Source organism: Streptomyces sp. WY228 (assembly GCF_019287315.1).
Lineage (GTDB): Bacteria > Actinomycetota > Actinomycetes > Streptomycetales > Streptomycetaceae > Streptomyces > Streptomyces caviscabies.
Genome location: NZ_CP079114.1, coordinates 646,101 through 670,012, shown reverse-complemented (window position 1 = coordinate 670,012; position 23,912 = coordinate 646,101). Strand labels below are relative to the sequence as shown.

The following is a 23,912-nucleotide window of genomic DNA, read 5'->3' as shown; positions in this document are numbered from 1 at the left end:
GAGTTCTCGGTGACTGAATAGGTTGTCAATAGGTCGTCGCCGCTCAGGCGTAAATCCCTGGTAACGAGTGGCCGTAGGGCAAGACGTAGCGCCTGATCGAGGAGGAATTGTCACTGATGTCGTCTCATATCTCGGACAGGGTGGCCGAAGACGCCAGTGCGATCGTCGTCCTCGACGGCCGCCGACTGATGGTCGCAGATGTCGTACGCATGGCCGAATCCATCGCCAGGCCGGTTCCGGCGACCGAGGGCTTGAAGCGCGTCGAGGACTCCTGGAACGCCGCCAGGGAGATCGCTTCGTGGGGCCGCGTCTACGGCCGCTCCACCGGCGTGGGCGCGAACCGGAATGAGTCCGTGCCCACCGAGGCGGCCGCCGACCACGGTCTGCGCCTGCTGCGCAGCCATGCCGGAGCGATCGGCGAGGAGCTGCCGGCACGTCAGGTCCGCGCCATGCTCGCCGTCCGCGCCAACCAGCTCCTCGCCGGTGGCGCCGGCCTGCGCCCGACCGTCGTCACCGCGCTCTGCGAGGCTCTGGAGACCGGCGCCTACCCGAAGGTCAACGAATTCGGCTCGGTCGGCACCGGCGACATCGCCGCGCTCGCGCAGATGGGCCTTGCCCTGGCGGGCGAACACCCCTGGCAGGGCGCGGGAACCGCCCCCGAACCCCAGCCTCTCGACAACAACGACGCCCTCGCCCTGATCAGCAGCAACGCCCTCACCCTCGGCCAGTCCGCCCTCGCCCTGCAGGAGCTGCGCGCCCTGATCGGGGCGACCCAGGTGGTGGCGGCCCTGTCCCTGATGGCGATCGACGGCAGTTACGAGGCCTATGCGCTGCCCGTCCACGAGGCGCGGCGGCACGCCGGTTCGTACGCGGTCGCGGAGCGGATGCGCCTGCTGCTCGGCGCCCCCGACCGACCCACCCCGCCGCTGGGTCGGATTCAGGACCCGTACGGCTTCCGCTGTCTGCCGCAGATCCACGGGCCCGCGCACGACGCGGCGGACGCGCTCGAAGAGGTCCTCGCGGTCGAGATCAACGCGGCCGCCGAGAACCCGCTGATCTCGGCGGACGATATGGCCGCCTACCATCACGGCGGCTTCTACCTCGCCCAACTCGCTCTGTCGCTGGACCACTTCAGGCTCGCGGTGACCCAGGTGGCCCGGCTGTCCACCTCCCGCCTCTCGACGCTCAACGAACCGGGCTTCACCCGGCTGCGGCCGTTCCTCGCGGACGGCGAGCCGGCGTCCTCGGGCGTGATGATCCTCGAATACGCGGCCGGTGCGGCCCTCGGTGATCTGCGGGCCTACTCCGCGCCCGCCTCGCTCGGTCACGCCGTGCTCTCGCGGGGCGTCGAGGAGCAGGCCAGCTTCGCGTCACTGGCGGCGCGTCAGACCCTGCGGGCGTGCGAGGCGTTCCGGCTCGTCGTGGGCTGCGAACTCGTCGCGGCCGTCCGGGCGTTGCGCCAGCGCGAGCTGCGGCTCGACCCGGAGCTGCCGGTCGGCCGCGCCTTCGAGCTGGCGGCCTCGGTGCTCGACGCGGAGGCCGCCGACCGGCCTCTGACGGACGATGTGGCGGCGGCGGCCGGGCTGCTCGACCGGTTCGCCGAGCTGTGGGCGGCCCCGGGCCCGGCCGGGGAACCGGGCCCGTAGCCCGGGCCCGTGGCCGGGGGACCTCAGGAGCGGGTGGCGACGTCGCAGCCCTCGCCGTCGCCCGCCCGCATCCGCTCCTCGATCGGCGTGCTGCGGTCGTACGGGTCGACCGCCGGGCCGTCGCCCCCGTCGGCCGTGGTGCGGTCGGCGAGGAACGCGGGGATCAGATAGCCGGTGTAGGTGTCGCAGCCGCCGTTGGTGGTGTCCAGCTTGTACGAGACGAGTGAGAACGTCCCCGGCTCGATCACGATCTTCGCCGGGTCGTCCCAGCTCAGCACCGTCTCGCGGCGCACGATGGTGCGCGCGACCTCGTCGTCCCCCGAGGCGCGCAGGACCGGGTAGACGTAGGTGACGTCGGTGGTGACCTCCACCGCGCCCTTCTCGCCCTCCCGGAAGGTGATCCGGCCGCGGGTCTTGACCACGTCCCCGGCCGGCCGCACATCGGCGGACCGGAAGCGGCTGAAGAGCAGAAGGGGGTCGTTCTCGCGGTCGGGCGAGCGGAACGCCTTCTTCAGGTAGTCCTGCACATCCGACTGGTGCGGATTGATGAGTGCCAGAGCCTTCGCGGGCCGTTCGCCGCGCAGCACGGCGGGGTCCAGGCTGGAGGCGACCAGGAAGTCCCGGGTCCGGGCCAGCGCCTCGCCGACCTCCGCCTCGCTCATCCAGCCGGTCGCCCGCGGCGCGGGCAGATGGATGCCCGCCGCGCCGTCGGCCCACCGCGCCGCCGGGGATCCGGCGAACGGTTCGTCCGGGGTGGGTCGCGGCCCGTCCGCCTCCTGGGCGGGCGGCCCGTCCGGGCGCTCCGACTCCGCGGCGAGGGGCGGGGTGTCCACCGCGTCCCCGCCGTCGAACCAGCCGATGATCCGGCCCGGGGCGACGGCCACCGCGACCAGCAGGACGACGGCGACCACCAGGCCGAGCGCGTACCAGCTCCGGCCGCTCCGGCGCCTGACCGGGGTGTGGGTCCGCCACCCTTCCGGCGGGCCCGGCTCCTCCTGGATCCGCCGCGTCACCATCCGGGCCCGCGCCGACGGTTCCTCGGGCGCACCGGCGCTGCCGGCCTCGGCCTCCCGGAGGAAACGCTCCCACTCCTCGTCCGGTATGGACGCCCCGCCCTTGCTCAACTCGCCGCTCCCGTCCCCTGTTTCCGCGCCCGGCCCCTCCCCGGGTCCGAGCGCCGTACGGGGCATCATCACACGGCCCGCCGACAGCTCCCGGCGCGGTCCGCTCACCGGCCGGGCGCCCCCACGCGCAGCCCGTCCATGACGAAGTCCAGGAGCCGGCCGGCCCTCGGCTCCCAGTCCTCGTGCGGATCGATCTGCCAGAGGCCGGCGATGGCGAGGAAGAAGTCGTCCGGGTTCACCCCGGGGCGGATGGCGCCGATCTCCTCGCAGGCGCCGAGGAGGGCTCCGGCCGCCTCCATGATCGGGGTGGGGCCGGGCCTCGCCGGTCCGTTGGGCGCACTGGTGACCAGCCGGATCGCGTCCGCCAGACCGGCCTTGGTCAGGGCGAACCGGGCGAGGCGGTCCATCCACTCGCGCAGCGCCCGCTCGGGCGGCCGGGTCTCCAGCAGCTCGCACGCCGCGTCGGCGACCTGCTGCATCTCGTAGCGGTAGACCTCCAGGACGAGCGCCTCCCGGTGCGGGAAGTTGCGGTAGAACGTGCCCTGCCCGACGCCCGCCTTCTTGGCGATCACGCTCAGCGGCGCGTCCGCGCGCAGCGTCAGCTCGACCATGGCGACCCGCAGGATGCGCTCACGGTTGCGCTGCGCGTCCGAGCGCAGGGGGGCGTCCTTGTTCGACCGGGACACGGATCCTCCTCGCGGGTTCATGGCCGAAACCCGTCCTTGTTAACCGGACAGCTGTCCGTTACGTTTTCCAGGCAAGCGGACAGTAGTCCGGTTAGGGCTACCTTACTGCCGACCGGGGCGGCCGGTCACCGGCCGACGGCCCGGTTCCTCGTCACCTGACACCAGAAAAGGCTGATCATGGCCCCAGCGACCTCGTCGACGTCCAGTGCGATCACCCTGAACATCAACGGCGAGAAGCACCACCTGTCCATCGACCACCGCACCACCCTGCTCGACGCCCTGCGCGAGCGCCTCGATCTCACCGGCACCAAGAAGGGCTGCGACCAGGGACAGTGCGGCGCCTGTACGGTCCTGGTCGACCGCCGGCGCGTCGTCTCCTGCCTCAGCCTCGCGGTCGCGGCCGAGGGGCGCGAGGTCACCACCATCGAGGGTGTGGCCGACGGCGACCGCCTGCACCCCGTCCAGCAGGCCTTCCTCGACCTCGACGGCTACCAGTGCGGCTACTGCACCCCCGGTCAGATCTGCTCGGCCATCGCCGTCATCGAGGAGCACGCGGCCGGCTGGCCGAGCGCCGCGACCGACGACGTCGGCCCCGAGGCCGGGCCGACGCCCCTGACACCCGAAGAGATCCGCGAGCGGATGAGCGGCAACCTGTGCCGCTGCGGGGCCTACGTCTCGATCGTCCGGGCCGTCGCCCGCGCCGCCCAGGAACACACCGCCCAGGAACACACCGCCGAGGCCCACGCCGAGGACCGGACGGCACTCACCGAGGAGACCGCCGCATGAAGGAGTTCGGCTATCAGCGCGCCCACGACGTCACCGGCGCGGTCGCCCTCCTCGCCGCCGACCCGGACGCGCGGTACCTCGGCGGCGGCACCAACCTCGTCGACCTGATGAAGAGCGGCGTGGAGCGCCCCGCCCGCCTCGTCGACGTCCGCGAACTCCCCCTGGACCGTATCGAACCCACGGCGGACGGCGGCCTGCGCATCGGAGCGACCGTCACCAACAGCGACCTCGCCGCCCACCCCGAAGTCCGCCTCCGCTACCCGGCGTTGGCCCAGGCAGTGCTCGCCGGGGCCTCCGGGCAGCTGCGCAACATGGCCACCGTCGGCGGCAATCTCCTCCAGCGCACCCGCTGCGGCTACTTCACCGACGTGAGCAAGCCCTGCAACAAGCGGAACCCGGGCAGCGGTTGCCCCGCCGTCGCCGGCGAGCACCACAACCACGCCGTCCTCGGAGCCTCCGGCCACTGCGTGGCCGTACACCCCTCCGACATGGGCGTGGCCCTGACGGCGTTCGACGCCGTGGTCTCCTACGAGAGCGCGGACGGGCCCGGCGAGAGCCCGATCACCGACTTCTACCTCCCCGTCGGCGACACCCCGCACCGGGAGACCGCCCTGCCGCCCGGCGCGCTGATCACCCACGTCAGCCTGCCCGCCGCGCCCGTGGCCGCCCGCTCCCGCTACCGCAAGGTCCGCGAACGCGCCTCGTACGCCTTCGCCATCGGCTCCGTCGCCGCCGCGCTCGACATCGAGGACGGCCGCGTACGGGAGGTGCGTCTCGCCCTCGGAGCCGTCGCCTCCCGGCCCTGGCGCGCCCGTGCCGCCGAGGCCGTCCTCACCGGCGCGCCCGCCGACGGCGCGGTCTTCGCCGCCGCCGCGGACGCCGAACTCGCCGCCGCCAGGCCGCTGCCCGACAACGGATACAAGGTGACCCTCATGCGCAACCTCGTGGTCTCCGTACTCACCGAACTCGCCGAGGGGAACGCCCGATGACGACCACCACGCCGGGACCTTCGGCGGTGCGCGGATCCGTCGGCGTCGCCACCACCCGTATCGAGGGCCGCGACAAGGTCACCGGCGCCGCGCGCTACGCCGGTGAGATCCCCTTCGCCGACCTGGCCCACGGCTGGCTCGTGCTCTCCACCGTCACCCGGGGCCGCATCCTCGACGTGGAGACCGCGCCGGTCCTCGACCTGCCGGGCGTGCTCACCGTGCTGCACCACGGCAACGCCCCCCGGCTGCACACCGATTACGTCGGCATGCTCGGCACCCCGCCGGACCCGACCTGCGCCGTCTTCCAGAACGACCGGGTGCCGTTCGCCGGCTGGCCGGTCGCGCTGGTCGTCGCCGAGACCCCGGAGCAGGCCCGGGAGGCGGCCGAGGCGCTCGTGGTGACGTACGACCAGGAGCCGCACGACACCGTGCTCGTCGACGACCACCCCGGCGGCTACCCCGCGGCGGGTCACATGCCCGCCGAGACGGAGAAGGGCGACCTGGACGCACAACTGGCCGCCTCCGCCTTCGTGGTGGACGCGCGGTACACCACCCCCGAAGAGCAGCACAGCATGATGGAGCCGCACGCGGCGACCGCCCGGTGGGAGGGCGGCCGGCTGGAGGTCGTCGACTCCAACCAGGGCGTCGGCTGGGTCCAGGGCGAGCTGGCCACGATGTTCTCGCTCGACGCGTCCTCGGTGCGGGTGCGCTCCGAGCACATCGGCGGCGGCTTCGGCAGCAAGGGCCTTCGCGCCCACCAGGTGTCCGCCGTGATGGCCGCCACTGCCCTCCAGCGCCCGGTACGCGTCGTACTGACCCGGCGTCAGACCTTCTCACTGGGCGGCTACCGCAGCCCCACCACCCAGCGGGTCAGGCTCGGCGCGGCCCCCGACGGCCGGCTGCTGGCCCTGGAGCACCGCTCGCTGAACCAGACCTCCACGGTGTACGAGTTCGTCGAGCCGAGCGCGGGCGTCGCCCGGGTGCTGTACGACGCCGACGCCCACCGCACCGCCAACCACGTCGTCCGGCTCGATGTGCCGTCCCCGACCTGGATGCGCGCACCGGGCGAGGCCCCGGGGTCGTTCGCGATCGAGGCGGCCCTCGACGAACTCGCCGAACGCGGCGGCGTCGACCCGATCGAACTGCGCCTGCGCAACGAACCGGCCGTCGGCCCCGTCTCGGGGCTCCCGTTCAGCAGCAACAACCTCACGGCCTGCTTCCGCGAGGGCGCCCGCAGGTTCGGCTGGGCGGACCGCGACCCACGCCCCGGCATCCGCCGGGACGGGCGCTGGCTGCTGGGCACCGGCACGGCGGCGGCCTCCTTCGGCGCGGGCGCGGCCCCGTCCACGGCCCTGGTCACGGCGGAGGCGGACGGCTCCTTCACCGTACGGATCGCCGCCGCCGACATCGGCACCGGAGCCCGCACCGCCCTCACCCTGATCGCCGCCGACGCGCTGGAGACCACACCCGAACGGGTCCGGGTCCGCATCGGCGACAGCGATTTCGGCCCCGCGATGATCGCGGGCGGCTCCATGGGCACCCGCTCCTGGGCCTGGGCGGTCACGGCGGCCGCCGCCGAACTGCGCGAACGGCTCGCGGTGACCGCGTTCGTCCCCCCGGAGGGGATCACCGTCCGGTCCGACACCACCGCGGCTCTCGGAGCGCTCGCACAGAAGGAACGGCACTCCTTCGGGGCCCAGTTCGCCGAGGTCGCCGTCGACACCGCCTCCGGCGAGGTCCGGGTGCGGCGGATGCTGGGCATCTTCGCGGCGGGCCGGATCGTCAACCCGCTCACCGCCCGCAACCAGCTCGTCGGCGGCATGACCTGGGGCATCTCCATGGCCCTGCACGAGGAGGCCGTCCGCGACCGGAACACCGGCGGCCACTACGCCCCCGATCTCGCCGGCTACCACGTGGCCACGCACGCCGACGTCCCGGACATCGAGGTGGACTGGGTGGACGACCACGACCCGGACGACCCGGTCGGCATCAAGGGCGTCGGGGAGATCGGCATCGTGGGCGCGGCGGCGGCCGTGGCCAACGCGGTCTGGCACGCCACCGGCGTACGCCACCGCGACCTGCCGATCCGCCCCGACCGGATCCTCGCGGCGGCCCGCGCGGGCGGGGGAGCCGTGGATGCTTGACATCGCCGGCGAGCTGCACCGATGGATGGCGGAGGGCCGGGAGTTCGCCGTCGGCACGGTCGTCTCCGTCGGCGGCAGCGCGCCGCGCGGGCCCGGCGCCGCCCTCGCCGTCGACAGCGAGGGCACCGCGATCGGCTCGGTCTCCGGCGGTTGTGTGGAGGGCGCGGTCTACGAACTGTGCGAGCGGGCCCTCCAGGACGGCGCGACCGTGCGCGAACAGTTCGGCTACAGCGACGAGGACGCCTTCGCCGTCGGGCTGACCTGCGGCGGGGTGATCGACATCATGATCACGCCGGTCCGCGCCGACTCACCGGAACGGGAGGTGCTGCGGGCCGCGCTGACCGCCGCGGTCACCGGCGAGGCGGCCGCCCTCGCCCGGGTGGTGCGCGGCCCGGACGAACTCCTGGGGCGGTCCCTGCTGGTTCGCGCAGACGGCAGCCGGCAGGGCGGGCTCGGGGGCCACCCGGAGCTGGACCGTACGGCGGCGGCCGAGGCCTCGGCCCTGCTCGACGCGGGCCGGACCGGCACCGTGGACCTCGCCGAGGACGGATCGCACTGCCCCGGCGGACTCACCCTGCTCGTCGAGAGCAGCGTGCCGCCGCCCCGCATGATCGTCTTCGGCGCGGTCGACTTCGCCGCGGCGCTGGCACGGGCCGGGAAGTTCCTGGGCCACCATGTGACGGTGTGCGACGCCCGGCCCGTCTTCGCCACCCGGGCCCGCTTCCCCGAGGCGGACGAGGTCGTCGTCGACTGGCCGCACCGCTATCTGCGGCGCACCCCGACCGACGCGCGCACCGTGCTCTGCGTGCTCACCCACGAGGCCCGGTTCGATGTGCCGCTGCTGGTGGAGGCGTTGCGGATGCCCGCCGCGTTCGTCGGGGCGATGGGGTCGCGCCGGACCCACGAGGACCGGACGCGGCGGCTGCGCGAGGCGGGCCTGGGCGCGGACGAACTGGACCGCCTGCGTTCCCCCATCGGCCTGGACCTCGGAGCCCGTACGCCCGAGGAGACGGCCCTGTCCATCGCGGCGGAGATCGTCGCGGCCCGGCGCGGCGGCACGGGCGCGCCGCTGACCGGCGGCGCGGACCCCATCCACCGCGAGCCGCACGGGGAGAGCCGCCGGGATGCTCACCGGGAGCCGTCGGCCGTCAGTTCGCGCTGAGTCCGTCGCGGATCTTGGCGACGACGGCCCCGACGACCTCCTCGAACTGCTCGTCCGCGCCGGGTAGCGACAGCGCGGCGGCCTCCCGGAGCGTCGGAAGGTCGAGATCGGCGTGTGCCGAGAACCAGTGGCCGGGGACGATCGTGGTCCGGTCGTCCCCGGCCCGGTCGGCGGGCCCGTCGACCACGAGGACGAAGGACAGGACGAGCAGGGACAGCTGACGGTGCGCCGCGAGCGCCGCCGGGAGGTCCAGCCCGGCCTCCCGCAGCAGGCCGAGGAACCGGTCCAGGTGGAGCAGGCGGTTCGGATGCACCGAGGCCGGCGGGGTGTCCTCGTCCAGGGAGACCAGCAGAGCCCGGGGCCACCGGCGGTACAGGGCGCGCAGAGAACGGGCGTAGTCGGCGACGGAGGTCTCCCAGTCCGCCGGGTCGGGCGCGGGCGGGTTCCAGGAGCTCAGCATGAGGTCGACGGCCAGGCCGACGACCTCCGCGCGATCTTCGACGTAGTTGTACAACGCCCTGACGGTCACGTCCAGTTCGGCGGCCAGCGCGCGCATCGTGAGGGCCGGGAACCCCTGGGTACCGGCCATTTCCAGCGCCTTGGCGGCGATGATCTCGCGGGTGAGGACCGGGCGGCCCTTGCGGGTTGCGGGGCGGCGGCGAGGGGTGGCGGGCATGGCGACAGCGTACGGGCCGCTTGAACTTCACACATGTTGACTTTAAGGATGGATGGAGCCAGGGTTGCCCTCCGTACCCCAACGCCGCCTCGACGCCCGGAGGTCGATTCCCGTATGCCGGCTCAGAAGTACCGCCGCTTTCCGCCGCTGAGCGGGGTCCTGGTGCTCGTGATGGCGTCCACCGGCCTGGTGGTCGTGGACCTGACGATCGTGGCCATCGGCCTCCCGCTGATCAGCGCCGACGTGGGGGACGGAGCCTCGGCGGAGTCCGTGGTGGTGACGTACATGGTCGCCATGGGCGCGCTCACCCAGGTCGTCGGAAGCCTGTCGGACCGGTGGGGCCGACGGACCCTGTTCCTCGCCGGGATCGCCGTGTTCACCCTTGCCTCACTGGGCGCGACCGTGGCACCGGATCTGCTCCTGCTCGACATCGCCCGCGTGGCCCAGGGTGCCGGAGCCGCCGCGATCATGGTGAACGGCATCCCGCTGCTCTCCGACCGCTATTCCGGCGAGGAACGGAACCTCGCCATCGGCGCCTGGGGCTCGTTCGCGACCGCGGCGGGCCTGCTCGCCCCGGTCTTCGGCGGGGTCCTGGCCGAGACCTTCGGCTGGCGTGCGGTCTTCGCGGTCAACCTGCCGCTCGGCGCGGCCGCCTGGCTGCTGGCCGTACGCGTACTGCCCCGTACTCCGGGGACCGGGGGAGCGGGCCGGACGGACTGGCTCGGCAGCCTGCTGCTGATGCTCGGCCTCGGCACGGCGACGCTGCTGATGCTCCGCCCCGGTGATACGCCCTGGTCCCGGCAGGACACCGCGGTGCTGCTCACCGCCTGCCTGGCGCTCATGGCCTTCCTGCTCGTCCGGCTCCGGGTGCCCGCGCCGACGCTGGAGCTGCGGATGTTCGGCCGGCCCGCGTTCTCCGGCGCGATGCTGGCCGTCCTCCTCTCCCGCGTCCTGACCATCGGGGGATCCGTCTACCTCGTGCTGTACTTCTCCGACGGCCTCGGCCTGAGCCCGACCCGGGCGGGCCTGCTGATGACCCCGATCTTCCTCGCCCAGATCGTCATGGGCATGGTCGGCTCCAAGCTGATCGGCGACCGGGCGCCCGGCCCGGTGATCGGTGCCGGTTACGCGCTCAAGGGCATCGGCTTCGCCGCCCTGGCGTTGCTGATCACCCCCGACACCCCGTGGTGGGCGCTCCTCCTGCCGCTGCTCGCCTGGGGAGCGGGTGGCGGGATCGCCGGCGCCCCGGTCATGGCCGTCGCCGTACGCGTCACGGCTCCCGAACGCGTCGGCATGGTCGCCGGGACCGTCTCCACCCTCGCTTCCCTCGGCGCCGCCTTCGCCCTCCACGGCGGCCACGGCGCCGAGGCGGTCACCGAAGGGGCCCGGGCCGTACTGGGCGTGTCAGCGGCGCTCGCGGCCGTCGCCGTACTCACCACCCTCACGCTCATCGACCCGCGCCGGGTGCCGCGCCCCGACCCCGGCGGGTGACGGACGGCGGCGGTTCCGTTCCGGGCTGCGGCTCCTCCCGGCCCTGGCTAGCGTGAGCCGTGTGGCGGCCGTACGACAGCCGTACGACCGCGCCCACGAGCGACCCGACGAGTAAGGAGCCCGCGATGCCCTCATCACCGCATCCGGCGAGAGGGGACCTGGGCCGGCGCATCGCGGCCCGCCGCCTGCAGCTCGGTCTGTCCCGGCAGGACGTGGCTCTGCGGGCGGGCGCCGCGCCCGGCTACATCGAGTACGTGGAGGAGCAGCCGGCCACGCCCGGCATCGGCTTCCTGCTCCGGCTGGCCGACGCGCTGGAGACCACGGTCCAGGAACTGTGGGGCGGCACCGCCGACCTGCCGCCGGGCATCGGCCGAGGCGCCCGCAGGGCCCGGATGGTCGAACTGGATGAGTCGATGTGCTGGACGCTGCTCGGCGACCACGGCGTGGGGCGGGTGGCCCTGACCCACGGCGACGGTCCGGTCGTGCTGCCGGTGAACTACCAGGTGCTCGACGGCGAGGTCATGTTCAGCACCGGCGAGGGCTCACCGCTCGCCACCGCCGCCGACACCGAGATCGCCTTCGAGGCCGACCACATCGACGACGCCTTCAGCAAGGGGTGGAGCGTGCTCCTGGTCGGACCCGTGCGGGCCGTGACGGACGAGGAGGCGGCGCGCCGGCTCAGAGAGGCGGCGTACGCGACACCGTGGGCGGGGGAGGAGCGCGAACACGTCATGACGCTCGCGCCGCGGCGGATCACCGGACGGAAGATCATCGTGCCGGACGCTCCGGGCGACGACGGCTGAACCGCGCGGGCCCGGCCGGAGGCGCTCAGGCGAGTGGGACGACGGCCACCGGCGCGCTGCTGTGATGGATCACGGCGTGGGCGACGTGCCCGAGGTGCGGCAGCGCGGGCCGCCTGCCGCGCCGTCCGACGACGAGCAGCTCCGCGCCACGGGAGGCGTGGACGAGCTCGCGGGCGGCCGGACCGACAACCACCTTCTCCACGACCCGACCGCCAGGGGCGGAACCGTCAGCCCCGCCGGCCCGCGGAGCAGTGCCGATCAGCCCTTCGGCCTTCGCCGCGGCCCGTAGGCCGGCCGGCCCGGTGACCATCTCCGCTGTGACGACCCGGAGCGGCAGGTTCCGGCGGGCGGCCGTACCGAAGGCGAAATCCAGCAGCGGGTCGCTCGGGTGCGCGATGTCGAGGCCGAGGACCACATCCGGCGAGGTCGCGGGTCCTCCGCGATGTCGGCCCCTCCTCGGCCACCGGCGGCGTCCTCCGCGGCCCGCGGAAGCCTGCTCCGGCCGCGCGCCGGCGGATTCCGTGGCGCCCGCCTCCGCACCGGGCCGCTCCGCCCGTACGAGCACCACCGGCCGTGTCGACGCGGCGACGACCGCGAGCGAGACCGAGCCGACCAGGAAGCCGACGAACCCGCCGAGCCCGCGTGAGCCCAGCGCCATCACCTCGGCCTCGTCCGCGGCCCTGGTCAGTTCGGCCCCGGCCCGTCCGTGCACCATCTCCGTCGTGACGTCGAGGCCCGGATGGTCACGGCGGGCCCGTTCCGCCGCCTCGCGCAGCAGGGTCTCGTACCGCTCGACCAGCGCCTCGGTGAGAGTCAGTGGGATCTCCGGGGTGATCGGCCACTCCTCCACGTGCACCACACGCAGTGCGACGCCCCGCGACGCTGCTTCACGGGCGGCCCAGGCCGCTGCCGCGTGGCTTTCGGTGGAGTCGTCCAGGCCGACGGTGACGTGGCGGTTCATGACGGGGCCTCCTCGGCGTGCCGGGTCCCGGTGCGGAACCACGTCTCCAGCCTCCTGCCCGCCGGGCCCGCCGGGGGAGGGCCGACAGGGCTCGATCGGGGCCGAAAGGCCCATGCCCGCCGCCCGCCGACCGGTGCGACGGTGGAGGTGTCACTCTCCCGACCCTGCGCGAGGAGCCGTCATGACCAGCGACATTCCCGGGCGCCCGGAACTCGGCGCCGTCGTGGTCGGAGTGGACGCGTCCACACCGGCACGAGAGGCCGCGCTGTGGGCCGCGGCCGAGGCGGACCACCGCGGGGGCCCGCTGCACATCGTCCACGCGTCCGACAGCGACCGGCGGGTGTTCCACTCCTCGGCCGACACCATCCAGGCCGTACGGGAGGCGGGGCGGAAACTGCTCGCCGAGACCGCGGCCGCGGTGCGGGAGAGCCGGCCCGGCCTGGTCGTGACGACGGAACTCAGCCGCCAGGGGCCGGTGGCCGGGCTGCACGCCGCGGCCGGGGAACGCGGCACGATCGTCGTGGGCAACAGGGGCCTGGGCGGCTTCGGCTCCCTGATGCTCGGATCCGTCGGGCTGGGGGTGGCCGCGCGGACCGAGGTCCCGGTGATCGTGGTACGCGGCGCGGCCGACCGGCCCGGAACCGGCGTGGTCACCGCCGCCGTGCACGGCGCGTCGGATCTCGACTGGCTGCGGATCGCCGCCGCCGAGGCACAGGCCCGAAAGGCGTCACTGCGGCTGCTGAGCGTCTACAACGTCCTCGCGCACGTCGGCGGTGTCACCACCATGCTCGACAGCCTCGGGGACATCGCCGACGAGAAGGTGCACGAGGTCGCGGCCGTGGCCGAACGCCTCTCCCAGCTGTACCCGGACCTCCCGCTCGTCCATCACGTCGAGACGGGCACCAGCGTCCCCGGCATGCTCGTCGAGGCCTCGGTCCACACCGATCTGATGGTGATGGGCAGCAAGCGGCGGGTGCTGGGAGCCGGTCCGGCGCTGGGACGGGTCGCTCACGCGATGCTGCACCACGGGAACTGCCCCGTCGAGATCATTCCGCCCGGTTACGCCGATGAGGCCGCCGGGACGTCGGAGGTGGCGGACGCCTCGTGAGCCGGCGTCCCACCGGCTCATACGACGGTGAGGACGTCGGCGACCGGCCGGCGCGGGGTGGCCGTTCCCGAGGGGCCGTAGCCGAGCCGCAGCACCATGTGCACGAAGCCCGACGTGGAGCCGGGATCACGGGTGAGGGGGCGGAGTTCGGGCCATTCGAGCGGCTGCGACATCAGCGAGGTCGAGAGACCGTCGAGCGTGGCCTCCAGAAGCACGCGCTGCATCGCCTGCCCTGCCCGCAGCCAGTCCGCCGGGGTGTCCGTCGCCGTGCCGAGGAGCGCGATCTGCGGCCGCTCCTCGAACGTGGCCGCCGTACGGTCCGGCACGGTGCGGGGGGTGTCGAAGTCCCGGGCGGGGGCCGTCACACCGTACTGGCGCGGGCCGAAGGCGGAGGACGGGATGCCGTCGTCGGCGGGGCCCTCGCCGGTCCTGCCGGTGCGCGTCCAGTCGGCGATCTCGGCGCGCATGGCCGCGCTGGCGGACTCCAGGAGCTCCGCGTCGTGGACGAGGTCCAGCACGGCGTCCCGGTGCCAGGTGCCGGGCACGATCAGCCGGCAGCCTTCCAGGAGGGCCGCCGCGCACAGCTCGTCGAACAGCTCCGGCGGGATCGGCTCGTCGGAGAACGGGAAACGGCTGGTGTGCCGTCGCGCGATCGCGGGATGGAGGTCGGCCAGCACGGTGTCCGTGGTCCCGGACTCCGTCAGCCGGACGTCGGCGAGACGCAGGTGGTCCGAGGGATCGGGAAGCAGCTCGGCGTCGGCGGTCCACCCGTGCAGCGCGGCGGACACGCGCAGATTGAGCAGCGCCGCGCCGCACCCCAGATGCAGACCTCGCCGGTCCGGGTCACCGACCGGCAGTGTGCGTTCCGGATCGCCGTACAGGGAGAGCAGCCCGGAGCCCGCGTGGTGGACGAATCTCCAGGGCTGGGCGTTGTGCATGGACGGCGCGGCGACGGCGTCCTCGACCAGCGACGTCACCACCGCCGTGAGCTGTTGTTGTTCCTGCGTGAGCATGGCGTGTCCTGTCTGCGAGAGGTCAGCGGTACCGCTCTCTACCTGCTCCGTACCCGCCCCGCGCCCCCTCATCACGCGCTTCCCGACATGAGGCGACGGAGTGCGCGGGATACGTTGGGAGAGCGGTCGGTGAGCGCTCCTCGTCTCCTTCCGGCCGTCGGAGGTGCCCATGGGCGTGGACGGCGACGAGACCCACGTGGCCCGGCTCCCGCGACTGCGGCTCGATGAGCTGCTCGACGAGATCCAGGGCCGTATCGACGAACTCAGAGGTACCCGGGACCGGCTGAACGGCCTGCTCGACGCGGTCGTCTCCGTGGGGCGGGAGCTGGATCTGCCGCAGGTGCTGCGCGGGATCGTCGAGTCCGCCGTCGCGCTGGTCGACGCCGAGTACGGTGCGCTGGGCGTGGTGGGCGACGACCGGAAACTCGCCCAGTTCCTCCCCATCGGCATCAGCGACGAGGTGCGCGCGCGGATCGGCGACCTCCCCTCCGGGCACGGCCTGCTCGGCGAGCTGATCCGGCACCCCGAGCCCCTGCGGCTCTCCGAGCTCGCGGACCATCCGGCCTCGTACGGCTTCCCGCCCGACCATCCGCCGATGCACTCCTTCCTCGGCGTGCCGATCCGGGTACGCGACGAGGTGTTCGGCAACCTCTACCTCACCGAGAAGCGCGGTTCGGCCGACTTCGACGCGGAGGACGAGGCCGTCGTCTCGACCCTGGCGGTCGCGGCCGGCATCGCCATCGAGAACGCCCGCCTCTACGAGGAGGCACGGCTCAAGGAGCGCTGGCTCGCCGCGAGCTCGGACGTCACCAGCGCGCTGCTGTCCGGCTCCACCGAGCCGGAGGTGCTCCACGGGATGCTGGAGCAGGCCGTCGACATCGCCGGGGCCGACCTCGGGGTCTTCTACCGCCTCGGGCCGGACGGCGAGCTGACCGGTTCGCTCGCCCTGGGCGAGCGGGCCGACGCGCACGGCGGCATGGTGCTGCCGAGCAGCCGGGGCACGCTCGCCGCCCTGGCCCTGGCGCAGGACGGGCTCGTCACGGTGCCGGACGTCGCCGACGACCCGAGGGTCACCGTGCTGCCGGACAGGTGGAAGGGGTTCGGTCCGGTGGTGGCCGTCACGGTGGGCACCCAGGAGAAGCTGAGCGGAGTCCTGATCCTCGCCCGGCTCGAAGGCGGACCGATGTTCATGGACGCGGAGATCGCCGCTCTGCCGGGCTTCGCCGACCAGGCCGCCCTCGCCCTCGAACTGGCCGACCGCCGCCGGGACGCCGAGCAGATGAGCCTCCTGGAGGACCGCGACCGGATCGCCCGCGACCTGCACGACCTGGCGGTCCAGCGGCTGTTCGCCACCGGGATGACCCTGCAGAGCGCCCGCCCGCTGGTCGAGCATCCGGGGGCGGCCGAGCGGCTGGGCCGGGCGATCGACGACCTCGACTCCACCATCAAGATCATCCGATCCACCATCTTCGGCCTGCGGGAGCACGGGAGCTCCAAAGGAGCTCCGACGCTCCGGACCCGGGTCGTCCAGGCGATGGACGACGCGGCGCCCGCCCTGGGGTTCAGCCCGGCGCTCCGGATGGAGGGGCTGATCGACACGGATGTGCCGCGCGCGGTGGCCGACCATGTGATCGCGGTCATCGGAGAGGCCCTGAGCAACGTCGCCCGGCACGCGGCGGCGAACCGGGCGGAGGTCTCGGTCACCGCCGACGAAGGGGTGCTGGTGGTGACGGTGACCGACGACGGCATCGGCCTCCCGCCCGGCCTCCCGACCGACGGCCGGCGCGGCGGCCTGCGGAACCTTGCCGAACGGGCCGAGAGCCTGGGCGGCACCCTCTCCGTCCGCGCCGAGCCGCGCCCCGGCAACGGCACCGTGCTGGAGTGGCGGATCCCGTCGCTTCCCGGGCACGGCTGAACGGGCGGTCCACACGCGTCGCCGCCTCACCGGCCGAACAGCCGGTGCATGTGCGCCCGCCGCCTCACCGGCCGAACGGCCGGTCCACGCGCGCCGCCGGCTCACTGCTCGTGCTGCCGGTGCTCCCGTACCTCCGCCGCGATGACGGCCGCCTGCACCCGGCGTTCCACGCCCAGCTTCCCGAGCAGCCGGGAGATGTGGTTCTTGACGGTCTTCTCGGAGAGGTACAGCCGCTCGGCGATCTGCCGGTTGGTGAACCCCTCGCCGACGAGATCGAGCACCGAACGCTCCCGCTCGGACAGCACCGCGAGCCGCTCGTCCTCCGGCGGCCCGTCGTCCTCCGGGCCCCGCAGCGACCGCAGGAGCCTCGCCGTGGTCGCGGGATCCAGCATCGACCGGCCCGTCGCCACGGTCCGCACGGCGGAGACCAGGTCCGAGCCGTTGATCTGCTTCAGCACGTAACCGGCCGCTCCGGCCATGATCGCGTCGAGCAGCGCCTCCTCGTCGTCGAACGAGGTCAGCATCAGACAGGCCAGCTCCGGCATCCGGGACCGCAGCTCGCGGCAGACGGTGACGCCGTCGCCGTCGGACAGCCGGACGTCGAGCACGGCGACATCGGGCCGCAGCGCCGGTCCGCGCGCCAGCGCCTGCCCGGCGGTGGCGGCCTCGCCGACCACCTCCAGATCCGGCTCCGCCTCCAGCAGATCGCGCACCCCACGCCGTACCACTTCGTGGTCGTCCAGCAGGAAGACACGGACCGGCGCCCCACCGGAGTCAGTCGGTGTGTCGGACATCTGCGACCCCTGATGTCTCGGTCCGCGCGGGTGTGCGGTCGCCTGCCTACCGGCATTGTCCCAGGAGCGGTGCGCCCGCCGCACCCTGGTGCAGACCGTGCGGGCCGGGGGGACCGGACCCGGCTTCGAGGCCGGGTCAGGAGTCCGTCCGGTGTTCGACCAGCCGGGCGAGGCGCGCCAGCATGGTGCGGTGGCGGATCTGGATCACCGAGTCCAGCAGCACGTTGTGGAGCGTGCCGCCGAGGCCCCGCAGAGGGTGCTCGTCCACGATCACCAGGGTCCGGTCGCCCCACGGCCGGATGTCCAGGGCGATCCGGGCCGACCCCAGCGGGCCCGCCTCGGCCTCCAGCTCCAGCGCTCGCGGCTTGTCGACGAGCCGGACGACGGTCCGGCCGGTGAACTCCTTCGGCCCGAGCGCCACGCGATACGTGATCGACGAGCCGACCTCGGGCCAGTCGCCCTGCTCCCTGCGGGACCCGGACGTGCCCACGACCCACTTCCCGTACAGCTGTTCGTCTTCGAGCACGGTCCATACCGCGGACGGCGGTCGGTCGATGAGGTGGTGCCGGGCGGCCATGGTCTCCTCGATTCGTCGGCCGACGCCGGACGTGCGCCGGGGGTGCCGCCACCGGGTACCACCCCCGGGCCAGGCGAAACACCCGGAAATGCACCCCTTTGGGTCCGCGTCGGCCGGGAGAATGTTTGGCGAAGCCGTCGAGGGTCACTCCATTACGGCGGCACGGGCACCGAAGCCGCGAGGAACGCGTACCCCCGAGGACGAAGGCGGCAGGATGACGCAGCAGGCCCCGCCGGAGGCGCCCGGCGAAGCGCCACGACCGGTCAGAGTGGTGTGCCTCCCCGGTGTGTACCGGCCGCAGACCGACACGCTGCTGCTGGCCTCCGCCATGCGCCGCGAGGGCATCCGGCCGGGCATGGACGTGCTGGACCTGTGCACCGGAAGCGGGGCACTGGCCCTGCACGCGGCCCGGCTCGGCGCCAGTGTCACCGCGGTGGACATCAGCCGTCGGGCCGTGGCGTCGGCACGGCTGAACAGCACGCTCGCCGGGCTGCCCGTCACGGTGCGCCGAGGAGATCTGCTGCGCGCCCTGCCGGGCCGTACCTTCGACGCGGTGGTCACCGCACCCGCCGGTCCGTCCTGCCCGGAGGCCGCCCACCGGGCGACCGGGCGACGACGGCACGACGGTCCGGTCCGACCGGTTCGTCGTCGCGATCTGCACCTGCCGCCGCAGCCGCACCCAGCCGTGGTGCGACACCAGCCACCGCCGCCGCAAGCCCACCGGGCCCGGCCCGGGCGACCGACAGCCCCAGGAGGGCGAGGAGGAGACCCGACCGTGACGACCTCGGCCACCACCCCGCACCGCGGCCCCGCGGCCTCTCCCGAGCTCCCACCCGCCCGTGGGCAGCTGAGTGAGAGCGTCATCGAGGTGCTGGACGGCCATGGATCGCGACTGCCGGAAGCCGTACGGGTCCGCCGTGCCGACCCGTACGGTGACGACCTGCAGCTGCTCCTCTACGTCCTGTACGAGCTCCACTACCGGGGGTTCGCCGGTACGGACGAGCGCCTGGAGTGGGACCCCGCCCTCCTCGGTGTGCGCGCCGCCGCCGAGGACGTCTTCCTCGACGCGCTGCGCCGCGACAGCGGTCCGGGCGGCACGGACGTGACGGCCGCGGTCGACGCGCTGCTGGTGGAGCCGGTGGGCGACGACGGGCACAGCGTCAGCCACCACCTCCAGCGGGAGGGAGAGCTGTGGCAGCTGCGGGAGTACGCGGCACTGCGCTCCCTCTACCACCTCAAGGAGGCCGACCCGCATCTGTGGGTGGTGCCCAGGCTCCGCGGCCGGGCGAAGGCGGCGATGGTCGCCGTGGAGTTCGACGAGTTCGGCGCGGGGCGGGCCGAGGACATCCACGCGCAGCTCTTCGCCGACCTGATGGCCGACCTCGGCCTCGACCCGCGGTACGGCCGCCATCTCGCCACCGCGCCCGCCGAAGCCCTGGCCACGGTCAACCTGATGTCCCTCTTCGGCCTGCACCGGCGCCTTCGCGGCGCGCTGGTCGGACACTTCGCGGCCGTGGAGATCACCTCCTCACCGGGGTCCAGGCGGCTGGCGGCCGCCCTGCGCAGGGCGGGCGCGGGCCATGCCGCCCAGCGGTTCTACGACGAGCACGTGGAAGCGGACGCGGTCCATGAACAAGTGGTCCGCCACGATGTGATCGCCGGGCTGCTGGAGGACGAGCCGGAGCTGGCGGCCGACGTCGTCCTGGGCATCGAGGCGACGGGCCACCTGGAGGACCGCCTGGCGGAGCACCTGCTGACCGCGTGGCGCGACGGGCGGACAGCGTTGCGCGCGCCGCTCACGCCTTTCACGCCATGAGGGACGAAGCCCGCCGGAGGTGTGAACGGAGTCCGCCGTGCGGATGGTCGTACGGCGGACTCCGTTTGCCCGCCACCCGCGAACGGCAAGGCCATGAGGTGCTTCGGACGCGAGGCACGCCCCGGAGACGGATGCTGTGAGCCGTCCTCATGGACGCCCGGAACGGCCACCGCACCATCCTCCCGGCGACAGCGATCCCGTACGGCGAGGAGGCGAACGCACTCATGGCCGCGGAAAGCCGGTATGCCGACCCCGACACGGCAGCGTGCTTCCGTCGACTCGTCGAACTGCCCGAAGGGCCCGCGCGCGAGCACCTGCGCGAGGAGATCATCTGCGCCTGGCTCCCCATGGCCCACCGGCTGGCCGCCCGGTACCGCAACCGCGGCGAGTCGCTGGAGGACCTGCGGCAGGTCGCGGCCGTCGGCCTCGTCAACGCCGTCGACCGCTACGATCCGCGGCTCGCCCACGCCTTCGTGCCGTTCGCCGTGCCCACCATCACCGGCGAGATCAAGCGGCACTTCAGGGACCGGATGTGGTCCGTGCACGTGCCTCGCCGGATCCAGAACCTCCGTAACGCCGTCCGTCTGGCCGTCGCCGAACTGGCCGCCGCGGGCGCTGTGCCGTCAGCTGCCCGGATCGCCGAGCACACCGGGCTGACCGAGGACCAGGTCCGGCAGGGCAACGAGGCCCTGCACGGCTTCAGCGCGCTGTCCATCGACGCCGAGACCTCGTCCGGCGGCGACCTGTTGCTCGGCGACAGCCTCGGAGCCGTCGACGAGGCGTACGAGCTGGTGCTCGACCGAGAGGCGGCGAGACCCGGGATCCAGGGCCTGGCCGACCGCGAGAAGCGAGTGCTCTACCTGCGGTTCTTCGCCGGAATGACGCAGAGCGCCATCGCCGCCGAACTCGGCGTCTCCCAGATGCACGTGTCACGCCTGATCGCCGAGTCCTGCCGCAGGATCCGCGAGGAAGCGACCCGCGAACCCGCCCGCCGTGACCGGCCTCGCGGCGCCGCCCCGCACCCGGTATGACGGCGCCCGGCGGGTGTCAGAAGGCGACGGAGTCCGCGTCGCGGACGGCGGCCCCCATGTTTCGCTCCATCATGCGCAGAGCCGCGTCGGCGAGGTCGCTGTGGATGTGCGCGACAGCGTCGCGGGGGACGGTCACCCGCAGCTGCCGGATATGCGCGTCGAGCGCCGAATACAGAACACACTGCTCCGTCACCTGGCCGGCCAGCACGACGTGAGCCACGTCCAGTTGGGACAGCAGATAGCTGAGCGGTGTTTCGTAGAAGATGGAATGCCGGGCCTTGACGACGAAAAGGGAATCGTCGTCGGGCAGCACAGGTTCGACCAGTCCGGCGTTCTTTCCGGCGAGAGCCGTCTCGACGATCTCTCCATGATGGGACCGCCATTCGCCGAAATTGTCGTTCGCGTAGATGACGGGAACCTTCTCCGCACGCGCCCGGCCGATCAGACGAGTGAGCTGAGGAAGGGCCGTGCGCACGGAGGGGACGAGCAGCTCCGCATCCGGATGATCGTAGCTATTGATCATGTCGATGACGATGAGAGCGCTGTTTCCCATGGCCCCGTACTCTCCCCGGCTCTTTCCCGGGCGCCCGGGCGCCCGACCGTCAGCGACCGAGCGCCTTCTTCAGCTCCGCCTTGTTCATCGAGGACCGGCCGTCGATGTTCTTCTTCCTGGCCTCCGCGTAGAGCTGATCCTTCGTGGGGCCCTGCGCGCCCTTGTGGGAGCGTTCTCCACCGCGTTGGTAGGCCGACTTCCTGTCCTGCGTCGACGTCCTGCTCGCCGATTTCGACTCGCCCGACCGGGCGCGCTGCTTGTTCACGGTCCGGGCGGCGATTTCTTTCGCGCGTCCCTCGGAGGCGCCGCGTTCCTCCTGGCTCTCCTTGATGTGCTCGTACTGCCGCTCACGCTTCTTGCTGGATCCGGCCGGCATGACGTACTCCTTTCCTCTTCCTGAGATCTGTCTCCCGCGTTTCCTGTTCGGACTCCACTAAACAACGCCCACCGGGAAAGCGCCCGCTGTCGGCTCCCCGTAGGTCAGGAGGCCGGGTACGGGCGGTCGGCGAGCAGGCGGGCCAGGTGGACGGCGTTCGCCGCGAGCGCCTCGGTCGTCGAGGCGACGGCCTCGGGCGTCTCGTCCAGATCCTGGTAGTCGGTGCCGTGCATGGCTTCGCCGACCCAGTACGTGACGGCCCCGGGCGCCAGCGAGAAGCCGACGTCGTTCAGCCCCTGGAACACGTCGGCGCTCACCTTGTGCGCACCGTCCTCGTTGCCGACGACGGCCACGGCCGCGACTTTGCCGTAGGTGTGCGGCCGGCCCTGGTCGTCGGTCTCGGACGACTCGGCGTTGAGACGTTCCAGGACCCGCTGGCAGACGCTCGAAGGGTGTCCGAGCCAGATGGGCGTGGCCACGAGGAGGATGTCGGCGGCCAGGACCTTCTCCCGCAGGGTGGGCCAGGCGTCGCCGTCGCCCATGTCCACGCCGATGCCGGGACGGACGTCGTGGTCGGCCACGCGGACGATCTCGCCCTGGACGTCATGGCGCGCGAACCCGGCCATGACCTGTTCGGCGATGTGGTGGCTGCTGGACCGGGCGGGCGAGGCGTTCAACGTGCAGACGAGAGCGAGTGCGCGCATGAGGGCGGCTCCTTCGGGAGTGCGGAAGCGGGCAGGGCAGGGCTGTGCGTCAGAGGTCTCCGTCGGTGGCACACACCCGGATGGTCTCCAGCGTGGGATCGGCGGGATCGGGCACGTTCATGCCGGCCTCGACCCCTGAGCGCAGATAGCGCAGGAGGGGTTCGGTGATGCGTTCGCCGGGCAGTACGGCCGGAATGCCGGGCGGGTACGGCGTCAGCATCTCGGCGGCGACGCGGCCCACGGCCTTCGCGGCGGGGACGTCCTCGGTCTCCGCGAAGTAGGCGTCGCGCGGCAGCAGGGCCTGGTCGGGGCGGAGCTCCCGCGGCGTGGGCACGTGCACCTCGGGTGCGGGACGGAGCGTGTGCGCGTTGCGGGAAAGGTCCCGCAGGGCGGTCAGCAGCCGCTCGGCCGTGCCGGCGTCGTCGGCGTGGGTGAACTGCGCGCTGATGCGGCGGTGGTCCACGAGATGCATGTCGATCCGGTGGTGTTCGCGCAGCCAGTCGGCCGCCCGGTAGCCGGTGGTGCCGAGTCCTCGGATGTCGATGATCACGGGCAGCGGGTCGAACTCGGCGGCCGCTCCGGGCCCGCAGAAGTCGTCCCGGTCGTTGACGTGCATGCCCTCGATCTCCTCGATACGGCTGCGCACCGTCGCCGTCAGGTCGAGCGCGCGCGAGAGCAGCGCGTGACCGTCCAGCGCCATCTGGCGGCGCCAGCCGTCGATGCCCGCGTAGAGCAGCACGGACGGGCTGGTGGTGCCGAGCAGGTCCGCGCGCGAGGCCAGGGTGTCGTGGTCCACCAGATCGCCCTGGAGATGGAAGACCGAGCCCTGTTCCAGACCGCTGCCCATCTTGTGGATGCTGGTGACGCAGACGTCGGCGCCCGCGTCCATGGCCCAGGACGGAAGCTCCGGATGGAACGGCAGGTGGGCGCCCCAGGCCTCGTCCACGATCAGCGGCCTGGCGCGGCGGTGGCAGATGTCGGCCATCGCCCGCAGGTCCGCGGCCGTTCCGTACGGAGTCGGGCTGGTGACCAGCGCGCCGCGGGCGTCGGGATGCTCGGCGAAGGCCTTCTCGACGGTCGCCGGTGACGGCGGATGCGCGAGATGGCGCTCCGCGTCCCACTGCGGTTCCAGCCATACGGGCTCGACTCCGCAGAGGATGAGTCCGGCGATGACCGACTTGTGCGCGTCCCGGCCGACCAGGAGCTTCTGCCCGGGCGCGGCGACGCTGAGCATGGCCGCCTTCACCGACAACGAGCTGCCGCAGGTGGAGAAGAAGGTGTGCTCCGCGTGAACCGCGTCGGCCATGAGCTCCTCGGCGCGCCGCAGCACCGCGGACCTCCCGCGCCGGTCGTCCAGTCCGCCCGTGGCGAGTACGTCCCCGAAGAACGCCGCGTCGCCGAGCACGGAGCGCACGGCGGCGGAGGCGCCCCGGGCCTGCTTGTGACCGGGCGGCGAGAAGCCCAGCTCGTCGTGCTCGTGGTAGGCCGCCAGAGCGTCGAGAACAGGCGCTTCGTCATGGTTCATGGTCATTCACCACGCTTTCCCGGGCGGGCTGC

At 73.0% G+C, this 23,912-nt stretch carries 23 protein-coding genes and 1 pseudogene; 13 read left to right on the top strand and 11 right to left on the bottom strand.

The window, feature by feature from the left end; all coding sequences use genetic code 11:
* The first annotated feature begins 116 nt into the window (after positions 1-116).
* Entirely contained in the window at positions 117-1,646 is a 1,530-nt protein-coding gene (locus tag KV381_RS02880) for an aromatic amino acid ammonia-lyase (RefSeq protein ID WP_218784391.1), read from the top strand.
* 23 nt (positions 1,647-1,669) lie between these two features.
* Here the strand turns inward: KV381_RS02880 and KV381_RS02875 are convergent, their stop codons facing one another.
* Together KV381_RS02875 and KV381_RS02870 are read right to left on the bottom strand one after the other, a co-directional pair.
* Positions 1,670-2,770 (bottom strand): hypothetical protein, encoded by a 1,101-nt coding sequence (locus KV381_RS02875; RefSeq protein ID WP_086777724.1) that lies wholly within the window; start codon positions 2,768-2,770, stop codon positions 1,670-1,672.
* 104 nt (positions 2,771-2,874) lie between these two features.
* Positions 2,875-3,477: a TetR/AcrR family transcriptional regulator gene (locus KV381_RS02870; RefSeq protein WP_256995007.1), complete on the bottom strand. Its 603-nt coding sequence runs from the start codon at positions 3,475-3,477 to the stop codon at positions 2,875-2,877.
* A gap of 156 nt (positions 3,478-3,633) precedes the next feature.
* Between KV381_RS02870 and KV381_RS02865 the strand changes: the two genes are divergently transcribed.
* The 4 genes from KV381_RS02865 to KV381_RS02850 are packed head-to-tail and all read left to right on the top strand — an operon-like array spanning position 3,634 to position 8,537.
* On the top strand, positions 3,634-4,242 hold the full coding sequence (locus tag KV381_RS02865) for a (2Fe-2S)-binding protein (RefSeq protein WP_218784389.1): 609 nt from the start codon (positions 3,634-3,636) through the stop codon (positions 4,240-4,242).
* Positions 4,239-5,231 carry a xanthine dehydrogenase family protein subunit M gene (locus tag KV381_RS02860; protein WP_218784388.1) on the top strand — a complete coding sequence of 331 codons (993 nt, stop codon included), beginning with the start codon at positions 4,239-4,241 and terminating at the stop codon, positions 5,229-5,231. The genes KV381_RS02865 and KV381_RS02860 overlap by 4 nt, the downstream gene beginning before the upstream one ends.
* Complete coding sequence (locus tag KV381_RS02855; protein ID WP_218784387.1) at positions 5,228-7,375, top strand: xanthine dehydrogenase family protein molybdopterin-binding subunit; 2,148 nt, start codon at positions 5,228-5,230, stop codon at positions 7,373-7,375. Before KV381_RS02860 ends, KV381_RS02855 begins: the two co-directional genes overlap by 4 nt.
* A complete protein-coding gene (locus KV381_RS02850) occupies positions 7,368-8,537 on the top strand; it encodes an XdhC/CoxI family protein (protein ID WP_218784386.1) in 1,170 nt (389 codons plus the stop codon). The genes KV381_RS02855 and KV381_RS02850 overlap by 8 nt, the downstream gene beginning before the upstream one ends.
* Here the strand turns inward: KV381_RS02850 and KV381_RS02845 are convergent.
* Positions 8,524-9,213 (bottom strand): TetR/AcrR family transcriptional regulator, encoded by a 690-nt coding sequence (locus tag KV381_RS02845; RefSeq protein WP_218784385.1) that lies wholly within the window; start codon positions 9,211-9,213, stop codon positions 8,524-8,526. The genes KV381_RS02850 and KV381_RS02845 overlap by 14 nt on opposite strands.
* A gap of 114 nt (positions 9,214-9,327) precedes the next feature.
* Between KV381_RS02845 and KV381_RS02840 the strand changes: the two genes are divergently transcribed.
* Together KV381_RS02840 and KV381_RS02835 are read left to right on the top strand one after the other, a co-directional pair.
* A complete protein-coding gene (locus KV381_RS02840) occupies positions 9,328-10,704 on the top strand; it encodes an MFS transporter (protein ID WP_218784384.1) in 1,377 nt (458 codons plus the stop codon).
* 125 nt (positions 10,705-10,829) lie between these two features.
* Positions 10,830-11,507, top strand: a complete 678-nt coding sequence (locus KV381_RS02835) for a pyridoxamine 5'-phosphate oxidase family protein (protein WP_218784383.1) — start codon at positions 10,830-10,832, stop codon at positions 11,505-11,507.
* Between the two features lie 25 nt (positions 11,508-11,532).
* Here the strand turns inward: KV381_RS02835 and KV381_RS02830 are convergent, their stop codons facing one another.
* Positions 11,533-12,468 (bottom strand): universal stress protein, encoded by a 936-nt coding sequence (locus KV381_RS02830; RefSeq protein ID WP_218784382.1) that lies wholly within the window; start codon positions 12,466-12,468, stop codon positions 11,533-11,535.
* Between the two features lie 181 nt (positions 12,469-12,649).
* On the opposite strand from KV381_RS02830, the gene KV381_RS02825 reads away from it, so the two are divergent.
* On the top strand, positions 12,650-13,576 hold the full coding sequence (locus KV381_RS02825; protein ID WP_218784381.1) for a universal stress protein: 927 nt from the start codon (positions 12,650-12,652) through the stop codon (positions 13,574-13,576).
* A gap of 17 nt (positions 13,577-13,593) precedes the next feature.
* On the opposite strand, the gene KV381_RS02820 is transcribed toward KV381_RS02825, so the two are convergent.
* Positions 13,594-14,589 carry a nitroreductase family protein gene (locus KV381_RS02820; RefSeq protein WP_030083026.1) on the bottom strand — a complete coding sequence of 332 codons (996 nt, stop codon included), beginning with the start codon at positions 14,587-14,589 and terminating at the stop codon, positions 13,594-13,596.
* 169 nt (positions 14,590-14,758) lie between these two features.
* Between KV381_RS02820 and KV381_RS02815 the strand changes: the two genes are divergently transcribed.
* Positions 14,759-16,504, top strand: a complete 1,746-nt coding sequence (locus KV381_RS02815) for a GAF domain-containing sensor histidine kinase (protein WP_030083027.1) — start codon at positions 14,759-14,761, stop codon at positions 16,502-16,504.
* Positions 16,505-16,605: 101 nt separating this feature from the next.
* On the opposite strand, the gene KV381_RS02810 is transcribed toward KV381_RS02815, so the two are convergent.
* Together KV381_RS02810 and KV381_RS02805 are read right to left on the bottom strand one after the other, a co-directional pair.
* Positions 16,606-17,298 carry a response regulator transcription factor gene (locus tag KV381_RS02810; protein ID WP_030083029.1) on the bottom strand — a complete coding sequence of 231 codons (693 nt, stop codon included), beginning with the start codon at positions 17,296-17,298 and terminating at the stop codon, positions 16,606-16,608.
* A gap of 136 nt (positions 17,299-17,434) precedes the next feature.
* Complete coding sequence (locus KV381_RS02805) at positions 17,435-17,875, bottom strand: SRPBCC family protein (RefSeq protein ID WP_030083031.1); 441 nt, start codon at positions 17,873-17,875, stop codon at positions 17,435-17,437.
* On the opposite strand from KV381_RS02805, the pseudogene KV381_RS36900 reads away from it, so the two are divergent.
* The 4 genes and pseudogenes from KV381_RS36900 to KV381_RS02785 form a co-directional block, all read left to right on the top strand.
* Positions 17,853-18,383 (top strand): annotated as a pseudogene (locus KV381_RS36900) (50S ribosomal protein L11 methyltransferase); the annotation flags it as partial. The gene KV381_RS02805 and the pseudogene KV381_RS36900 sit on opposite strands and share 23 nt — an antisense overlap.
* Positions 18,384-18,390: 7 nt before the next feature.
* A complete protein-coding gene (locus KV381_RS37010; protein WP_373461196.1) occupies positions 18,391-18,654 on the top strand; it encodes a CDGSH iron-sulfur domain-containing protein in 264 nt (87 codons plus the stop codon).
* Positions 18,651-19,691, top strand: a complete 1,041-nt coding sequence (locus KV381_RS02790) for an iron-containing redox enzyme family protein (protein ID WP_218787167.1) — start codon at positions 18,651-18,653, stop codon at positions 19,689-19,691. The genes KV381_RS37010 and KV381_RS02790 overlap by 4 nt, the downstream gene beginning before the upstream one ends.
* Positions 19,692-19,915: 224 nt before the next feature.
* Positions 19,916-20,722 carry a SigB/SigF/SigG family RNA polymerase sigma factor gene (locus tag KV381_RS02785; RefSeq protein ID WP_086777736.1) on the top strand — a complete coding sequence of 269 codons (807 nt, stop codon included), beginning with the start codon at positions 19,916-19,918 and terminating at the stop codon, positions 20,720-20,722.
* Positions 20,723-20,738: 16 nt separating this feature from the next.
* Here the strand turns inward: KV381_RS02785 and KV381_RS02780 are convergent, their stop codons facing one another.
* The 4 genes from KV381_RS02780 to KV381_RS02765 all read right to left on the bottom strand — a co-directional run bounded on the left by KV381_RS02780 (position 20,739) and on the right by KV381_RS02765 (position 23,886).
* On the bottom strand, positions 20,739-21,275 hold the full coding sequence (locus KV381_RS02780; RefSeq protein ID WP_030083040.1) for a cysteine hydrolase family protein: 537 nt from the start codon (positions 21,273-21,275) through the stop codon (positions 20,739-20,741).
* Between the two features lie 49 nt (positions 21,276-21,324).
* Positions 21,325-21,651 (bottom strand): plasmid stabilization protein, encoded by a 327-nt coding sequence (locus KV381_RS02775; protein ID WP_218784380.1) that lies wholly within the window; start codon positions 21,649-21,651, stop codon positions 21,325-21,327.
* Positions 21,652-21,755: 104 nt separating this feature from the next.
* Entirely contained in the window at positions 21,756-22,355 is a 600-nt protein-coding gene (locus tag KV381_RS02770) for a flavodoxin family protein (RefSeq protein WP_193463625.1), read from the bottom strand.
* Between the two features lie 49 nt (positions 22,356-22,404).
* Entirely contained in the window at positions 22,405-23,886 is a 1,482-nt protein-coding gene (locus tag KV381_RS02765) for an aminotransferase class I/II-fold pyridoxal phosphate-dependent enzyme (protein ID WP_030083046.1), read from the bottom strand.
* Between the last annotated feature and the right edge of the window lie 26 nt (positions 23,887-23,912).

Bases quoted from the DNA above. Each gene is read 5' to 3' on its own strand.
- KV381_RS02860 (WP_218784388.1), top strand. From the start codon at position 4,239: ATGAAGGAGTTCGGCTATCAGCGCGCCCACGACGTCACCGGCGCGGTC.
- KV381_RS02865 (WP_218784389.1), top strand. From the start codon at position 3,634: ATGGCCCCAGCGACCTCGTCGACGTCCAGTGCGATCACCCTGAACATC.
- KV381_RS02850 (WP_218784386.1), top strand. From the start codon at position 7,368: ATGCTTGACATCGCCGGCGAGCTGCACCGATGGATGGCGGAGGGCCGG.
- KV381_RS02845 (WP_218784385.1), bottom strand. From the start codon at position 9,213: ATGCCCGCCACCCCTCGCCGCCGCCCCGCAACCCGCAAGGGCCGCCCG.
- KV381_RS02775 (WP_218784380.1), bottom strand. From the start codon at position 21,651: ATGCCGGCCGGATCCAGCAAGAAGCGTGAGCGGCAGTACGAGCACATC.
- KV381_RS02855 (WP_218784387.1), top strand. From the start codon at position 5,228: ATGACGACCACCACGCCGGGACCTTCGGCGGTGCGCGGATCCGTCGGC.
- KV381_RS02870 (WP_256995007.1), bottom strand. From the start codon at position 3,477: ATGAACCCGCGAGGAGGATCCGTGTCCCGGTCGAACAAGGACGCCCCC.
- KV381_RS02780 (WP_030083040.1), bottom strand. From the start codon at position 21,275: ATGGGAAACAGCGCTCTCATCGTCATCGACATGATCAATAGCTACGAT.
- KV381_RS02765 (WP_030083046.1), bottom strand. From the start codon at position 23,886: ATGACCATGAACCATGACGAAGCGCCTGTTCTCGACGCTCTGGCGGCC.
- KV381_RS02820 (WP_030083026.1), bottom strand. From the start codon at position 14,589: ATGCTCACGCAGGAACAACAACAGCTCACGGCGGTGGTGACGTCGCTG.
- KV381_RS02815 (WP_030083027.1), top strand. From the start codon at position 14,759: ATGGGCGTGGACGGCGACGAGACCCACGTGGCCCGGCTCCCGCGACTG.
- KV381_RS02770 (WP_193463625.1), bottom strand. From the start codon at position 22,355: ATGCGCGCACTCGCTCTCGTCTGCACGTTGAACGCCTCGCCCGCCCGG.
- KV381_RS02805 (WP_030083031.1), bottom strand. From the start codon at position 17,875: ATGGCCGCCCGGCACCACCTCATCGACCGACCGCCGTCCGCGGTATGG.
- KV381_RS02825 (WP_218784381.1), top strand. From the start codon at position 12,650: ATGACCAGCGACATTCCCGGGCGCCCGGAACTCGGCGCCGTCGTGGTC.
- KV381_RS02835 (WP_218784383.1), top strand. From the start codon at position 10,830: ATGCCCTCATCACCGCATCCGGCGAGAGGGGACCTGGGCCGGCGCATC.
- KV381_RS02785 (WP_086777736.1), top strand. From the start codon at position 19,916: ATGGCCGCGGAAAGCCGGTATGCCGACCCCGACACGGCAGCGTGCTTC.
- KV381_RS02880 (WP_218784391.1), top strand. From the start codon at position 117: ATGTCGTCTCATATCTCGGACAGGGTGGCCGAAGACGCCAGTGCGATC.
- KV381_RS02830 (WP_218784382.1), bottom strand. From the start codon at position 12,468: ATGAACCGCCACGTCACCGTCGGCCTGGACGACTCCACCGAAAGCCAC.
- KV381_RS02810 (WP_030083029.1), bottom strand. From the start codon at position 17,298: ATGTCCGACACACCGACTGACTCCGGTGGGGCGCCGGTCCGTGTCTTC.
- KV381_RS02840 (WP_218784384.1), top strand. From the start codon at position 9,328: ATGCCGGCTCAGAAGTACCGCCGCTTTCCGCCGCTGAGCGGGGTCCTG.